Source organism: Synechococcus sp. PROS-U-1, from assembly GCF_014279755.1.
In the GTDB taxonomy this organism is placed as follows: Bacteria; Cyanobacteriota; Cyanobacteriia; order PCC-6307; family Cyanobiaceae; genus Parasynechococcus.
In genome coordinates, this window is the sequence record NZ_CP047951.1 from 2,477,541 (window position 1) to 2,493,152 (window position 15,612).

General features: G+C 57.2%; 15 protein-coding genes. 11 read left to right on the forward strand and 4 right to left on the reverse strand.

The window, feature by feature from the left end; genetic code table 11:
• Positions 1-261: 261 nt before the first annotated feature.
• From SynPROSU1_RS13325 to SynPROSU1_RS13345, 5 genes are read left to right on the forward strand one after another with little or no spacing between them, the layout of a single operon-like run.
• Positions 262-3,300: a S8 family serine peptidase gene (locus SynPROSU1_RS13325; protein WP_255444695.1), complete on the forward strand. Its 3,039-nt coding sequence runs from the start codon at positions 262-264 to the stop codon at positions 3,298-3,300.
• A 3-nt stretch (positions 3,301-3,303) separates the two neighbouring features.
• A complete protein-coding gene (locus SynPROSU1_RS13330; protein ID WP_186570916.1) occupies positions 3,304-4,158 on the forward strand; it encodes an NAD(P)-dependent oxidoreductase in 855 nt (284 codons plus the stop codon).
• On the forward strand, positions 4,155-4,835 hold the full coding sequence (gene queC, locus SynPROSU1_RS13335; RefSeq protein ID WP_186570917.1) for a 7-cyano-7-deazaguanine synthase QueC: 681 nt from the start codon (positions 4,155-4,157) through the stop codon (positions 4,833-4,835). Before SynPROSU1_RS13330 ends, queC begins: the two co-directional genes overlap by 4 nt.
• Positions 4,832-6,130, forward strand: a complete 1,299-nt coding sequence (locus SynPROSU1_RS13340; protein WP_186570918.1) for an anthranilate synthase component I family protein — start codon at positions 4,832-4,834, stop codon at positions 6,128-6,130. The genes queC and SynPROSU1_RS13340 overlap by 4 nt, the downstream gene beginning before the upstream one ends.
• Positions 6,127-6,939, forward strand: coding sequence for an aminotransferase class IV (locus SynPROSU1_RS13345; RefSeq protein WP_186570919.1), 813 nt, complete (start codon positions 6,127-6,129; stop codon positions 6,937-6,939). The genes SynPROSU1_RS13340 and SynPROSU1_RS13345 overlap by 4 nt, the downstream gene beginning before the upstream one ends.
• Here the strand turns inward: SynPROSU1_RS13345 and SynPROSU1_RS13350 are convergent, their stop codons facing one another.
• The gene (locus SynPROSU1_RS13350; RefSeq protein WP_186570920.1) at positions 6,940-7,752 is read right to left on the reverse strand and encodes an HAD-IIB family hydrolase; all 813 of its coding nucleotides are present in this window, start codon (positions 7,750-7,752) and stop codon (positions 6,940-6,942) included. It abuts the gene before it with no gap.
• Positions 7,749-9,488 carry an alpha-amylase family glycosyl hydrolase gene (locus SynPROSU1_RS13355; protein WP_186570921.1) on the reverse strand — a complete coding sequence of 580 codons (1,740 nt, stop codon included), beginning with the start codon at positions 9,486-9,488 and terminating at the stop codon, positions 7,749-7,751. The genes SynPROSU1_RS13350 and SynPROSU1_RS13355 overlap by 4 nt, the downstream gene beginning before the upstream one ends.
• Before the next feature lie 69 nt (positions 9,489-9,557).
• Between SynPROSU1_RS13355 and SynPROSU1_RS13360 the strand changes: the two genes are divergently transcribed.
• Positions 9,558-10,835, forward strand: a complete 1,278-nt coding sequence (locus tag SynPROSU1_RS13360; RefSeq protein ID WP_186572414.1) for a glycosyl transferase — start codon at positions 9,558-9,560, stop codon at positions 10,833-10,835.
• 19 nt (positions 10,836-10,854) lie between these two features.
• Here SynPROSU1_RS13360 and SynPROSU1_RS13365 read toward each other — a convergent pair whose 3' ends face one another.
• Positions 10,855-11,097, reverse strand: coding sequence for a hypothetical protein (locus SynPROSU1_RS13365; protein WP_255444696.1), 243 nt, complete (start codon positions 11,095-11,097; stop codon positions 10,855-10,857).
• Positions 11,098-11,314: 217 nt separating this feature from the next.
• Here SynPROSU1_RS13365 and SynPROSU1_RS13370 point away from each other — a divergent pair, with 217 nt between their 5' ends.
• Entirely contained in the window at positions 11,315-11,560 is a 246-nt protein-coding gene (locus SynPROSU1_RS13370) for a DUF1830 domain-containing protein (protein WP_186570922.1), read from the forward strand.
• Positions 11,561-11,579: 19 nt separating this feature from the next.
• On the opposite strand, the gene SynPROSU1_RS13375 is transcribed toward SynPROSU1_RS13370, so the two are convergent.
• A complete protein-coding gene (locus SynPROSU1_RS13375) occupies positions 11,580-11,999 on the reverse strand; it encodes a hypothetical protein (protein ID WP_186570923.1) in 420 nt (139 codons plus the stop codon).
• Positions 12,000-12,222: 223 nt separating this feature from the next.
• Between SynPROSU1_RS13375 and SynPROSU1_RS13380 the strand changes: the two genes are divergently transcribed.
• From SynPROSU1_RS13380 to SynPROSU1_RS13395, 4 genes are all read left to right on the forward strand, one after another.
• Entirely contained in the window at positions 12,223-12,705 is a 483-nt protein-coding gene (locus tag SynPROSU1_RS13380; RefSeq protein ID WP_186570924.1) for a hypothetical protein, read from the forward strand.
• Between the two features lie 117 nt (positions 12,706-12,822).
• Positions 12,823-13,872, forward strand: coding sequence for a formamidase (locus SynPROSU1_RS13385; protein ID WP_186570925.1), 1,050 nt, complete (start codon positions 12,823-12,825; stop codon positions 13,870-13,872).
• A gap of 183 nt (positions 13,873-14,055) precedes the next feature.
• Positions 14,056-15,261: a formamidase gene (gene fmdA, locus SynPROSU1_RS13390; protein WP_186570926.1), complete on the forward strand. Its 1,206-nt coding sequence runs from the start codon at positions 14,056-14,058 to the stop codon at positions 15,259-15,261.
• 75 nt (positions 15,262-15,336) lie between these two features.
• Positions 15,337-15,612 carry an FmdB family zinc ribbon protein gene (locus SynPROSU1_RS13395; RefSeq protein ID WP_186570927.1) on the forward strand — a complete coding sequence of 92 codons (276 nt, stop codon included), beginning with the start codon at positions 15,337-15,339 and terminating at the stop codon, positions 15,610-15,612.

The following is a 15,612-nucleotide window of genomic DNA, read 5'->3' on the forward strand; positions in this document are numbered from 1 at the left end:
ACAAAATCAGGGAAAACATTTTCCAACAAAACGTCCACGAAATGGTCCATCCTCGCGGCGGTTCCTGAAAAGCAGGGCCATCTCGCCTTAGTTAACAACAATCAATCCCGAAAGATCAAGCACAAGGTCTGGGAGATCAATGCCCAAGGAATAATTCAATCGAAAGGACGCTGGCTGTCCGAACGGGCACTTGGATCTCAAGGCTATGAAGCTAGTTTTGGCATCGATTTCAACGGCGACGGGGTGATTGAGGCTGATGCCTTGGTCGATGCTGGAGATGCCAGCTACGTCCTGTCAGGAACTGCTGCTGTTGGCGAGAGATTAAAAGTTCAACGCAAGGCTGATGACCCGGACGGCAACGGAAAAGCCGCTATCACATGGCAATCATCCTCAAAGTCTGGAGGATGGACAACAATCGGCACACAAAAATCGCTGAAGGTTCCAACCAACCTTGACGGTTCACAAATCCGCGCGCGGATTGACTACGTCGATAGCGATGGTTTCAAAGAAACTGTTTTCACACCAGCGCTGGATATCCCCTACGTCGACGCGGGAAATGCCAGTTATGTCATTTCTGGAACCGCTGCTGTTGGCGAAATATTGAAGCTAGAGCAGAAGTCTAATGACCCTGATGGCAACGGAAACCCCATCATCAAATGGCAGTCATCCTCAGGGGGGGACAACTGGACCACCATCGGCACCCTCAGCACACTGAAGGTGCCCAGCTCCCTCGATGGCTCACAGATCCGTGCGCAAATCGATTACACCGATGGTGAAGGTTTTGATGAAACTGTTTTCACAAACTCGCTCACCATCCCCTACGTCGATGATGGTGACGCCGCCTTCCTCATCACAGGCACCCCAGAAGTCGGACAAACCCTCTCCATCACAAAGTCCGACAACGATCCTGATGGCGATGGTGATGGCACACGCTCCATCTCCTGGCTCCAATCCACCGATGGGGTCAACTGGTCTCGCAGCAGCTCCGAGAGCAGCTTCAACATCCCCCACGACCTAGAAGGGCATCGCATTGTTGCAACGGTCGATTACACCGATGGACAGGGATTCGCTGAATCCATTGACACCAACATCCTCACCATTCCCTACATCGATGACGGTGACGCCGCCTTCCTCATCACAGGCACCCCAGAAGTGGGAGAGACCCTCTCCGTCACACGCTCAATCAACGATCCCGATGGCGATGGTTCACCATCCATCTCTTGGCTCCAATCCACCGATGGGGTCAACTGGTCTCGCATCAGTTCCGAGAGCACCTTCAACATTCCCCACGAACTAGAAGGGCATCGCATTGTTGCAAAGGTCGATTACACCGATGGGCAGGGATTCGACGAATCCATCAATACAGATGCGCTCACCATTCCCTACGTCGATGACGGTGACGCCACCTTCCTGATCCAGGGCACTCCTCGCGTCGGACAGACCCTCTCCATCGCACGGTCCAGCACTGATCCCGATGGCGATGGCGATGGCGCCATGGAGATCAGCTGGCAAGCCTCGTTGGACGGAATGACTTGGTGGGAAGTCAGCACATCCGATCAGCTGGCGATTACTTCGGAAATCGCCGGTCACCAACTCAATGCCCTGGTCCAATACACCGATGGACAAGGCTTTAAGGAATCGATCTCAACGGAAATCGTCTCCGTTCCAGGGGTCCCAGGGTTGGATCCCGACGGCAACGATGACTACGGCGACAGCCCATCCACCTCAGGGCGCCTCACGGTCAACAACTCAGCGTCAGGCGAGCTTGGAGATCCCGGAGATCGCGACTGGTTTGCCATCGACCTGACGGCAGGTGTGCGTTATCAATTCAACCTTGAAGGAGACAGCCTTGCGGATCCTTTTTTATATCTGCGCAATGCGTCATCTTCACTAATTGATTACAACGACGACAAGTCAGGTTCCAGTCTTAATTCACAGATCACCTTCACCGCCGATACAAGTGGTACCCATTACCTCGACGTCGGTTCTTACTACGACGCATACACGGGCACATACACCCTGAGCGCTACAACGCTGAATGCTCCGGACCCTGGTTTCAGTAGCTCCGATGGTTATGGCCATGTCAATGCGCAACGTGCCTTCGAACAACTGCTGGGGGTTTCGCTCGACTCCGTTGATGCACTTGGAGGAAATCTTTGGGGTCTCGACAATGTCAATGCCCCTGAAGTTTGGGGTGGAGGCGGCTCCTTCTCAGGTGCCACAGGGAGCGGATCCACCGTTGCAGTGATTGACACCGGCGTCGATCTCGATCACCCCGAATTCACAGGACGAATCGTCGGTGGGTACGACTTCGTCGATGGAGACTCAACCGCTGATGACGGCAACGGTCACGGCACCCATGTGGCCGGCACCATTGCCGGCGCAAACGACGGGAATGGCATCACCGGTGTGGCCTACGACGCCAACATCATGCCCTTGCGGGTGTTGGACGATGACGGATACGGCTGGACCAGCGACATCATCTCCGCGGTGCGCTGGGCCGCTGACAGGGGCGCGGACGTAATCAACATGTCTCTCGGCGGCGGGGGCTACAGCCAGGCCATGGCTGATGCCATCAGCTACGCCACAGGACAAGGAAGCGTTGTTGTAATGGCGGCGGGCAACTCCGGTGGAAGCTCACCGGACTATCCAGCCGCCCATGCCATCAACCAAGGCATCGCCGTGGGTGCTGTTGATCAGAACCGGGCACTGGCTGGATTTTCCAATCGAGCCGGCAGCACTGAGCTGGATTACGTCACGGCACCAGGAGTAAACATCTATTCAGCCGTTCCGGGAGGTGGCTACAGCAACGCGAACGGCACGTCGATGGCCGCACCCCACGTCGCCGGTGTCGCTGGCCTGCTGAAGGGCCATGACCGCAATCTCTCACCATCAAGCATTGAAGATCTGCTCACCGGCTCGGCCAGCAACTCCAGTGCCAGCAGTTCCGTGAGCAACTCTCGAGCTTCAGGCGCCTGGAGATCACAAGACACAATCACCGCACAGACCCTGAGCGACTTTCAAGATCACGAACTGAGCGGAACCCTGATCGCCAGCATTGATGGCAATAGCAAGGAGCGGCGTTCCACGCTCCGACAGCTCAAAAGGGGGGTGCGCAACAACAATGCGGCCTACAACGGTCTAGACCACGTCAAGGTCGTTGACGCCAGCAGGAACAGCTTTGCAGTGCTTGAACTCTCCGATGCGCGAACGGTGGATCAACGATCACTTCTCAGCAACCTTCTGGCCAGTGATCAGTTCCATTACTTTGAAGTTGAACAGAAGTTTTCGATCGTCTGAGCCATGACCTCAGTGGCCGTTCTGGGCACAGGGCTCCTCGGAACGGCCATCGCCACGCGATTGCTACACCAGGGGCTCAATGTCCACGTTTGGAATCGTGACTCCTCCCGCATCGCCCCCTTGGCAGCGATGGGAGCCAACGTCATCGACGATCTAGAGCAGGTTGTCGAAAATCACCGGCCAATCATCACCGTCTTGCGGGATGCATCAGCGACAACCTCCGTGATTGACGGGGTTGGACATCTGCAGGGATCAACGGTGATCCCGATGGGAACCATGGGCGTGGAAGAAAGCCGCAACCTCGCCAAGCATGTGGCGGGTCAGGGCGGGAGTTATCTGGAAGCGCCGGTTCTCGGGAGCCGCCCCCAGGCTTTAAACGGCACCCTGCTGGTGATGGCTGGCGGTGAAGCCCTCGACTTCAATCAACAGCACGAGCTTCTGACTCACCTCGCGGAACAGCCAATGCACGTGGGCCCGGTGGGCAGTGGTGCCGCCACCAAGCTTGCACTGAATCAAATGATCGCCAGCCTCACCCACAGCTTTTCACTCTCGATCCGCTTGATTCAGCAGAGCGGTGTTCCGGTGGAGACCTTCATGAAGATCCTGCGCCCCTCTGCGCTCTACGCACCAACCTTCGACAAAAAACTCCAGCGCATGCTGGATCAGCACTACAGCGATCCCAATTTCAGCACCGCGCTCCTGCGCAAGGATCTCCGGCTGTTCCTGGAGGAAGCCGCTGCAGCGGGGCTTCAAACCAATGGACTTCAGGGCCTTGCCACACTTCTGGAGGATGCGCAGGGAGGTGACCTGGATGATCAGGACTATTGCGCGCTTCACGAACTCACCGTCCTGAGATGAGTCAACGCACTGCGATCGCGCTGCTCTCGGGTGGGCTGGATTCCGCCACGGCTGCAGCCCTTGCCCTTGAGCAAGGCGACCGCGTCATTGGCCTCTCCTTCGACTACGGCCAGCGACACCGGCGCGAACTGGAGGCCGCTGCAGCCATTGCCGACCGTCTTGGCCTCGACGAACATCACTGCATCGCGGTGAATCTGGCCAGCTGGGGAGGCTCAGCCCTGACCGACGCCAGCATCTCCATTCCGACCCATGGCGTCGAGGACGGCTGCATCCCGCCCACCTATGTACCCGGGCGCAACACCGTGTTTATTTCCATTGGCCTCAGCCTGGCTGAGGCTCGCGGGGCCGAACGGTTGGTTCTTGGCGTCAATGCAATCGACTACTCGGGATACCCAGACTGTCGACCCGACTACCTCCAGGCCTTCCAGGCTCTGGCGAACCTGGCCAGTAAGGCCGGTCGAGAAGGTCACGGCGCCCAGCTCTGGGCACCCCTTGTGCAGTGGAGCAAGGTTCGCATCGTCGAAGAAGCCCTTCGCCTGGGTGTTCCCATCGCGGCAACCTGGAGCTGCTACAGCGGCGGAATAACCCCATGCGGTGTCTGTGACAGCTGCCGCATTCGAGATGCAGCACTGCGCGACGCAGGACGGGCCGATCTCTGCAGTCAGGCGATCGAATGATCAGCCCGAAGCGGCTTGAACTGCCTTGGCAGGAACCCCAAGCCCTGGCCCGCCAACTGGTCCATATCTATGGGGAGCAAGGCCTGATCTGGCTGGATGGCGATGGCAGCGACCTCGGCCGCTGGGCGACGCTGGCGGTGAACCCGCAAGAGACCATCTGCTGCCGGGGACTGCCTGGCGATCCAGATGCCACAGATCCCTTCGCGGCTCTTCGCGGACTATCACCAGGACATTGGTGTGGCTGGTTGAGCTACGAAGCCGCCGCCTGGGTGGAACCGGGCAATCCCTGGGCCAGCGATGGGATGGCCACGCTTTGGATCACCCGTCACGATCCTGTGCTGCGTTTTGATTTGCAGCACCGCAAAGTCTGGATCGAAGCGACAACAACTGAAGCGCTGCAGACCCTGTCCGAGACACTCAGCCAACTCGTCCCGCCGTCCACGAAGCAAGTGAAGGGCATCCCACTGGGGGCATGGCATCACCACACACCGGTTCCCAGTTATGCCGCCGGCGTGAAACGCATCCAGAACCTGATCGCGGCGGGCGACCTGTTCCAGGCCAACCTCACCGCCTGCTGCAGCACACCCTGGCCTCCAGGGACCAGCAGCATCGATCTGTTTCTCAAACTGCGCCGGGCCTGCCCCGCCCCGTTTGCGGGCTTGATGATCACAGGGCACGAGGAAGCACTGCTCTCCGCATCCCCGGAACGGTTCCTCCAGATGAACCGCAATGGCGTTGTGCAAACCCGCCCGATCAAAGGCACCCGCCCCCGTCATTCGCTGCCCGAACGCGACGCCGAACTCGCTGCAGAACTGGTGAGCAGCGACAAAGACCGCGCCGAGAACGTGATGATTGTGGATCTGTTGCGCAATGACCTCGGCCGGGTATGCCAACCGGGCTCGATCCGCGTCCCCCAACTGGTTGGTCTCGAGAGTTACTCCGCCGTGCACCACCTCACGTCCGTTGTTGAGGGCCAGTTGCAGGACGGCCTGAACTGGGTTGACTTACTCCAGGCCTGCTGGCCGGGGGGTTCGATCAGTGGTGCACCAAAATTGCGGGCCTGCCAACGCCTGCACGCACTGGAACCCACCAGCCGCGGCCCCTATTGCGGCTCGATTCTGCGGATCGATTGGGATGGCACCTTCGACAGCAACATCCTGATCCGCTCCGTCCTGCGCGAGGGAGACACCCTGCGCGCCCATGCCGGCTGCGGGATTGTTGCTGACTCAGACCCCGACAGCGAAGCGGAGGAACTGATGTGGAAGATGCAGCCATTGCTGGAGGCTCTGTCATGAGCACATCCATTGCCTGGATCGACGGCCACTGGGGAACCGCAGCAGCTCTGAGCCTTCCTCTCGACGACCGCGGAGTGCTGTTGGCCGACGGCCTTTTCGAAACCGTGCTGATCCGCAACGGACAGCCGCAGCTCCTGCATGAACATCTGCAGCGATGGACGAACAGTGCTGCGCTGCTGGGCATGGACCCACCCCCGCAGCACAACGAGCTGGAGCCTTTAATTCAAGAAGCGATTCAACGCATTCAGCTGAACGAAAGCGATGGGGCCCTACGCCTCAACTGGAGTCGAGGCAGCACGGAACAGCGCGGCATCGCGCTGCCGAACTCCAGCATCCATCGCTTCTGGCTCGGCCTGCACCCTTGCAGCGCGGTTTTCACACCAGTAACCACAATCACCAGTCGCCATGAGCACCGCAATGCCTCCAGCCGACTGAGCCGTTGCAAGACATTCGCCTATGGGCAAGCCATCCAGGCCCGCAGGGAAGCGCAGGACCAAGGCGTTGACGATGCTCTGCTCTTAAATACAGCAGGAGCCATGTGCTGTGGAACGACAGCCAACCTGATGATCAGGCGTCGCGGACAGTGGCTCACCCCAGCACTCAGCAGCGGCTGTCTTCCGGGGGTGATGCGGGGCCGTGCTCTGGCCCAGGGGCTGGCGGTAGAAACTGAGCTGACGGCAGAGTTCGAAGCAAATGATCAAGCCGTTCTGATCAACAGCCTCAGCTGCCGGCCGATCGCGGCCCACAACGGCAGGCCCATGGCCGCAACGACGCGTGCGTTGGAGCTATGGCACTCCCTGCTCGACTGATCAGGGGGAGCCAGCAACCGCCTCGATCCTGAGAATCCGGCGCACAGCCTCATCCCAACCTATGGCATGGGGGGCTCCGGCCAACTGAAATCGTCCTGAGGCGATGCCGGAACACAACTCCGGGTGGGGGCCGTCAGGCCCAGGAACCACAACAGCGACGTCGGCCACCTCGAGCAGCGGCAGATCGTTGGGGGAATCTCCCAAAGCCAAGACCTTCACCTGCTCGGCTCCCAGATGACGCTTCAGGGTTGCCAAGGCCTTGCCTTTGCTGATGTCCGGACCCAATAGATGCCCCATTCGGTTGCCCTGCACCACCGTGAGGCCCATCCCCTGCGCCAGAGCCTGAAGTCGACACCGACCCTCCGCAGAGGGCGGGACAAAGGGCACGCTGCAACAGCGTCGCTGCGCCTGGCGCAAGGATTCACCACCAAGCCCTAACAACTGCAGACCTTCCTCTTCGCTGAGTTCATCCAAAGGACGAAGAGGCTCTCCAAGCTCGTTCTGGAGACACTGCAACCGAGGCTTCAGCTCGGTCCAACCGGGGCCCAGCGGCAACTCCCAGGCATCTCCATCAAAGGTTTCACCGTGAACCGCGCCACCGTTTTCAACGATGTATGGGTCATGAAGGCTCGCTTTTGCGCGAAAGACACGCACTTCCTCCGCCGTTTTGCTGGTGCATGGAATCACAGGGATCCTGAGCTCTTGCAGCTGGCGGAGAAGATCCTTCGCCGGCGACCAGTCGTAGGTGTGATCCAACAAGGTGCCGTCGAGATCGGTCACCACCCACCACGTCGACTCGACACTCGCGGTCATGGCTGTACCAACCAATGCACCGCGTAAGGCTCTAGCGAATGCAACTGATGTGGTGCAAAGACATGACCGCTCAGGCAATCGGCCCAGGGCTGGTTCACATCACCGCCCAGACGACTGAGGCGCAAACTCAGGCGCGATGCCGTCATGTTGTGAACAGCCACCAACGTTTCCCCCCCATAGGAACGCTGCAGGATGACGCGATCAAGGCGGTCAGCGCTCAGCACCTGCATGGGGGCATCAGGATGCAAGGCCAGATGAACAGCCCTTTCGGCAAGCGCCCGCTTCAGCAACGGAAGCAGCGCCGATGCATCGGCATCAGGGTCCGCCAGGCGTCGCTCCAAGGCCTGGGCCGTGAATTGGGGCCGATTGAGATCCCGTCGATGACCCGTCCGACGAAAACGAGTTAGATCATTGGGAGCCGCCAAAAGCGCCGGCAGATAAAAAGCGGGCACCCCTGGCAAAGCCAGGATCATGAGTTGGGTGAGCAGAAACCGCTCCCGTTGGAGATAGGTGGGATCAATCCCCCCATCCGCCATGGCACTCCACCAACTGATGTTGATCTCGTAGGGAACTTCTTCCCCAGAACTGAGCATCCTGTGGCTGACCAATCCACCCCGTTGCTCACAGCCGATCAACAGTTGAAGCAAACGTTTCTGGGACATCAGTCCCTCCAGCGGCCTTAAGCCGATGCCGTCATGACAGGCGGTGAAGTTGAGCAACCCCGTCTGCTGCGGAAGGTCGGGCCATCGACTTAACCAGGCATTCAGGAGATCGGCCCGACCACTGACGCTGGCCTCCAGCAGCAAGGGCGGCAGTGGAAAGTTGTAGGCCAGATGCGCTTCATCACCACTTCTCAGGTACGAGAGGTTTTCCTGCTCCGGCACGTTGGTCTCGGTGACCACAACGCCATCCGGTCCCACCTGATCGAGGAGCAGGCGAAGCACCTGGACCAGTTGATGCGCCTCAGGCAGATGAATGCAAGAGGTGTTGGGCTGCTTCCAGACAAAACCCACTGCATCCAGACGAATCCAACGCACCCCATGCCGGGCCATGCGCTGCATCAGACGGGCAAAGCCCAGCAGCACCTCCGCACTGCGCCAGTTGAGATCCACCTGATCGGGGCCAAAGGTGGTCCAGACCTGACGCGCACCTTTGGGCCCCCTCAACTGCGTGAACAGATTGGAGCTGCGAGGACGAACGACATCCGACCAACAGGGATCGGGAGCAGCCTCCAGCACACAAGAGCGACCGGGATCTTCATCCCGCATGAACTGCTGCACCCAAGGATGAGACGCCGACACGTGATTGAGAACGAGATCGGCCATAAGCCGTCTCCCCTGGGCCAGGGCGGCAAGGTCGCTCCAATCGCCGAAACGCTTCTCAAGAGACATATGGCTGGCCACCGCAAAACCTCCATCACTGGTGGATTGCAGGAACGGCAACACATGAATCACTGGTGCAAAGGGGTGCAGATGGCGATTCACAAAGGACTTCAAGGCTTGAAGACCAGGCACACCGTCATCACCAATCGTGTCGGCGTAGGTGATCAAGACCACAGCGCGGCCATCCCAACGCTCAACGCGTCGCACTGCATCTGTCTCGGTATCGCCATCTGCAGACGATTCGCTCAAGATCTGCAGCAATTGCGACGACAACTCCTTGCCATCCCCGGAAGAATCATTCGGGTACAAATTGCCAAGCAGGTTCCGCAGCGTCTCTTCGCGCGGGGGCTGCATTGCCTTCCTCCTCAACACCGTTCAGGTATGGGGCAGGACTCTGACCTCTGTTGTTGCATCGAACACCACATGGATTTTCAGCAGGGCCTGATAAGCACCGTTCACGACTACAGCTTGGGCAATCTTGATGCAGTTGCCTTTAACCAGGAGTTGAGTCAGCGACCCACAACGCTGCTGATCCCCTGCTTGATGGAAGAATTCAGCCGCCCGGCCCTCGGCCTGATCCGAGACACGCTCTCTGGACTAAAGGGCCTCAACGAGCTGGTGGTGGCGCTGGCGGCCAAAAGCCCCGAAGACGTCAAAGCAGCAGAACAGTTTTTTGAAGGGATGCCGTTCCCCGTACGGGTGCACTGGACCAACGGCCCCGCGGTTCGGGAGCTACTCGAATCCGTCGGCGACCTGGGGCTCGATGTGACCGGCCCACCAGGCAAAGGATGGGCCGTCTGGCAGGGGCTGGGGGTGGCATGCCAAAACGCTGAGGTCGTTGGCCTGTTCGATGCCGACATCAGAACCTTTGGATCGGCGTATCCGGAGCGCATGCTTCGCCCCTTGCTCGATCGATCCCACGGCATGGCCTATGTCAAAGCCTTCTACAGCCGCCTTTCCCTTGAGACCCAGGCGCTTCAAGGGCGCGCCACCCGCTTGTTTGTAGGCCCGTTGCTGGCCAGTCTGGAACAGATTTTCGGACCGCTCCCCTACCTGGCTTACCTGCAGTCATTCCGCTACCCCCTCGCTGGCGAATTCGCCTTCACCACAGATTTGGCGATGAATCTGCGGATCCCATCGGACTGGGGACTAGAGGTCGGCTTGCTATCAGAGGTCTACCGCCACGTGGCACCGAGCCGAATTGCTCAGGTTGATCTGGGATTGTTCGACCACAAACACAAAGAACTGGGGCAGCAACCGACAGAGGGCTTGCAACGCATGGCCGGCGAAATTTTTGGCACGGTCTTACGCGGCCTGATGGAACATGAAGGCTGCGTGATGTCGATGGATCAACTGCCGACGCTGGAAGTGCTCTATCGACGCGTTGGCGAAGATCGCGTGCGTCAGTTCGGTCTCGACTCAGCGATCAACCGACTGCCCTACGACCGTCATGGCGAGGAACTGGCTGTTCAGAACTTTGCAGGCCTCTTACGGCCTGGTCTTGCAAAACTGATGCAGGCACCTATTGCGCATCAACTGCCCAGCTGGTCGCGGCTTCGGAGCTGCAATTCGGCGTTACAAGCTGATCTGGCTGCAGCGGGACAAGCTGATCGAGGATCCCAGATCTTGAGAGGGGATCAGCCATCCTTAAAACGACCCAACCACAACCCGCAGCTCCTTTCTCCTGAGATCGCCGCGTAAAACCAGCCGAGGACCACACTCAGCCCAACTGTTGCCGCTGCCTCGCCACCCAGGCAGTTGCGGCACGCTGCGAATGCCAAGCCTGGAGCAATCGCTGGGCAAGCATCTGCAATTGCTGAGCGTCACTTGTTGAATCGATGGCTCGATTCATGCGCTCAACATCAAACTGCTGAGTAATACTCAAGCTGACTGATTCTTCCACTCTCAATACCTCTATTGACAGAGCAATGATGCGGAGAGCAAAGAAAAATAATTGTTTCATCCGAAACGAATTCAGTCGTTTATGTTCACTACGCAACAAAGACTCCCTCTCCCCGAGAGGCAAAACGTGAACATGAAATTTGTCGCCGCTACTACCGAATCAACAGGCTTTGTATCCCTCCGTCTAAACGAAATCTAAAGGTGTGAGGATTCGGTGACGAAATAGACACCTCTCGAACCCCAACACAGCGAAATTGTCAAGCAATGGCTTGACTCAAATGATGGAATGCATCTATCGCAACGACACCGACCGGATGGTGATCGTGAAGTGCATTGGAACCGATCACTTCTACATAGAAAAAGTGGTGATGCCCACCGAGATGTTTTGGTTTGAAGCTCCCAGGGACGCCAGGCTGGAAATCTGGAAAATGTCGATCAGCGGCCAGATGCTGCATGTACGAGCCGACGTCAGCGACTACGCCAGAGAAGACGAACCAGTAGCCGAAACCCTCTGGGCGAGCTGATCACGACAGACCAACCGCCTTAGTACGCAATACCTCGATAAACACGGGTTGACTTGGCCCTCGTGCAATCCAGCTTCAGCAGATCAGCCGTAGCGCGAGACCGCACAACACCACGGGGCCGCACAGGAGCACCAGCAGCTTTCACGGGATTGATGCCGAGCAATTCGGCTGTCATGCGAGAGCGAATGACACCTCCCTGTTGAATCGGAGCACGGTCAAGCCGCTTGGCCTGAAGCGAGCGAACCGGAACACCGCGATACACAAAGCGGTTGTTCTCTTTGGGGCCCTCTAGTTGAAGCAGCTCCGCTGTGGGAGCCGAGCGAATGACCCGCTTCTCTTGAACAGCTGAGCGATAGACCAGCTGCTTAACAGGAGCTTCAGAGCCGGAAGACAGAGAACCCCGTTCGTAACGGACTCCGCGGAAGGTGAGAACTGACATGGCGACGACGGCAAGAGACGAGCCCCCGTTCCTTGGCTCGTTGTAGATGCGCCCTGATCCAGGGTGAACGCAGTGTAGCCGTTGCTACAGACAGAGTTTGACCATTGACTTTCCTGGCATGGCGTTCATAGGGCTACACACCGGCAGAAAAAAAACTTTTTTTAATGGTTGGCCTGCGATGTAGACAGAGAAGCGTCTTGGACCACAGGGGCGTTGCAGCGTCATGCCAAAACAAGTCATCTCAGCGCAGCTGATCCTGCTCACCACGGCAGTCGCCTTGGCCTGCCAAGGCTGCAGCTCATCTGCGCCAAAGGAGACACGACTTCACGAAGCCCAGCCTGGCGATGTTCTGGTGATCGAAGGCAAGACAACCATCAAGCTCAGCAAGGCATTTCGGCCCGGAACACCCAACGGACTATTCGATGGCGGGGTTTTGGTCAGCAGTCCTGAAATGGAAGAGAGGGCCGCGGAGGTCAACGCCGTTTGCAGCATGCCGGACCTGCCGAACTGGCCCGAGTACGACAACATCTACGGTCGCTGGCTGGAAGAAGACGAAACCCCCGGCTCGGAAGGTGGAGATACTGATTGGCAACTCTTGATTTACTTCAACGGGACGACACAAAACAAAGGGAGACAAGAGGCTCCCCCCTGGGCCCAACGCCTCGCCAAGAACGCCTGCCGCAAAGAAGACTTCCGCGACAACTGATCACTTAAACGGTATCAATAGCAACTCTTTACGACCAAAAGGCTGAAAGATGCAGCAAGAGATACAGCTCCCCAAAAACCCCGAAGACACAATGAGAATGATTCCCATTCCTCCTTTATGGCAAGCACCGGCAGCGTCAGCTCCTGGGACGAATCCCTGCTCGTCGCAATGATTCAGTATCCGGTCCCTGTGATCAAAGGACCGGAAGACATTCAGACCCAGGTTGATCAGATCTGTAAAGCAGTTGCTTCAACCAAGGCCGGCTATCCAGAGGCAGACTTGATCGTGATGCCGGAGTACTCGACTCAGGGTCTCAACACAGCGATCTGGACCTACGACGAGATGCTACTGACCATCGACTCACCAGAAATCGGCCGCTTCAAACAAGCCTGCAAAGATAACGATGTTTGGGGTGTATTTTCCTTAATGGAGGTCAACGATGACCCAAGCAAACCACCCTTCAATACAGCCATCATCATTAATTCAGATGGCGAGATAGCACTTCACTACCGCAAACTGCAACCCTGGGTCCCCATCGAACCCTGGTCTCCAGGCAACTACGGCATGCCTGTCTGTGATGGCCCTAAAGGTTCCAAGCTTGCAGTCTGCATCTGCCATGACGGCATGTTCCCAGAACTTGCAAGGGAAGCTGCTTATAAGGGTGCGAATGTCTACATCCGCATCTCGGGTTATTCCACGCAAGTGAATGATCAATGGATTTGGACGAACCGAACCAATGCTTGGCAAAACCTGATGTACACCATTTCGGTGAACCTTGCTGGTTACGACGGTGTGTTCTACTACTTCGGCGAAGGAACAGTCTGCAACTACGACGGAAACGTTATCCAGCAAGGCCATCGCAACCCATGGGAAATCGTTACAGCAGAACTATTCCCACGCCTGGTTGATAAGGCAAGAGAAAATTGGGCCCTCGAAAATAACATCTTCAATCTGGGATGTCGTGCCTATGTGGGCAAGCCGGGAGGAGAAAAAGAAAATTACCTCACCTGGGTTGAAGACCTGGCTAAAGGCGAATACAAACTCCCTTGGGACAGCAGCATCAGGATTCGTGACGGGTGGAAGTACTACCCCGAAGGAGTGAAGCTGGGACCGATGCCGAAGAACGGAACAACAACTGCCAAACCAGCTGAGTCAGTCTCGGTATAGGCAGGCTTGCGCCCGGAGCTGTCCAACGCCAACTCCGGGCCTTATCAAAAGCACGATCAAGTTTTAGTGTCATCTAATACCAATATATTCAAACCGAAAAACCATTCAGGAAAATAAGTATCAGCCACAACATCTCAGCTTTTTTCTGCTGATTTGAATGTTGTTGGTTGATAGTGCCTTTTCATGCCCGAGACCCTGTTCAAGGTGGATCTCACCAAGCCCATGGACCAGCAGGAGATGCCTGGTCACAACAGGTGGCACCCCGACATTCCTGCTGTTGCCTCAGTCAATCCAGGCGACGTCTTCCGCATTGAATGCAAAGACTGGACCGATGGACAGATCAAGGACAACGACGACCCGCAAGATATTGCCGACGTCAACTTGGAAGTTGTTCACGTTCTGAGTGGGCCGATCTGGGTGAACGGTGCCCAACCCGGTGACATCCTTGTCGTGGACATCCTCGAGGTGGGAGCCCTACAAGGGGATGAATGGGGTTTCACAGGAATTTTCGCTAAAGAGAATGGCGGTGGCTTCCTCACCGATCATTTCCCCAAAGCAGCAAAAGCCATCTGGGATCTTGAAGGTGTATACACCTCGTCACGACACATTCCTGGTGTGCGCTTCGCAGGCATCACGCACCCTGGCTTGATCGGCTGCGCTCCTTCCATGGAACTGCTCAACGAGTGGAACCGTAGGGAAACGGAACTGGTCAACACCGCCCCGGATCGCCGGACCTACGGCGCTGGACTCTCCGGCAGTGAACCTGTGCTGGCTGCTCTACCCAACCCCAACAGTGCCATCCTCGGCAATGTGGGGGCGGGTGATTTCGATCGCATCGCCAATGAAGCAGCACGCACCGTTCCACCCAGAGAACATGGCGGCAACTGCGACATCAAAAACCTCACCAAAGGCACACGGATCTATTTCCCCGTGTACGTAGAAGGGGCGAAACTTTCCATGGGTGACATCCACTTCTCACAAGGTGATGGTGAAATCTCCTTCTGTGGTGCCATCGAAATGTCGGGCTATCTCGACCTGCATGTCGATCTAATCAAAGGTGGCATGGCCAAATATGGAATGGTCAATCCCATGTTCAAGACCAGTCCCGTTGAGCCTCATTACAGTGATTACCTCGTCTTCGAGGGAATTTCTGTTGATGAATTCGAAGGCAAGCAGTACTACATGGATGTGCATATTGCTTACCGTCGCGCTTGCCTGAATGCCATTGAGTACCTGAAAAAATTCGGTTACACCGGCGAACAGGCTTACTTGCTCTTGAGTTGTGCACCTGTCGAAGGCAGGATCAGCGGCATTGTCGACATCCCCAATGCCTGTTGCACCCTGGCCTTGCCGACGTCGATCTTCGACAAGGACATTCTTCCTTGCTGAGGGACAACCCTCCCCACGCAACAGCGAAGGAGTCAATCGCGTGTTTGACTCCTTCTTTTTGATTTCCTCGAAACAATGCCCGTTTACGAATTCGCCTGCTCGACCAACCAATGCCCAACCTATGAAGTGTGGAGGTCAATCTCAGATCGCGACACCAGCACGGAATGTCCGGAATGTGGAAGTCACGGGAAGCGATTATTCAATCCACCAATGATGCTTACCGGTGGGTTGCGCTTGAAAACTGAACGGAGGGAACCTGAACTCGTTACTAAAAAAGTGCGGGAAACTTCCACCAAACCAAGGCTTCAGGAAAGCACCACCCGGCCTTGGATGCTGAATCGCGGTTGCTGA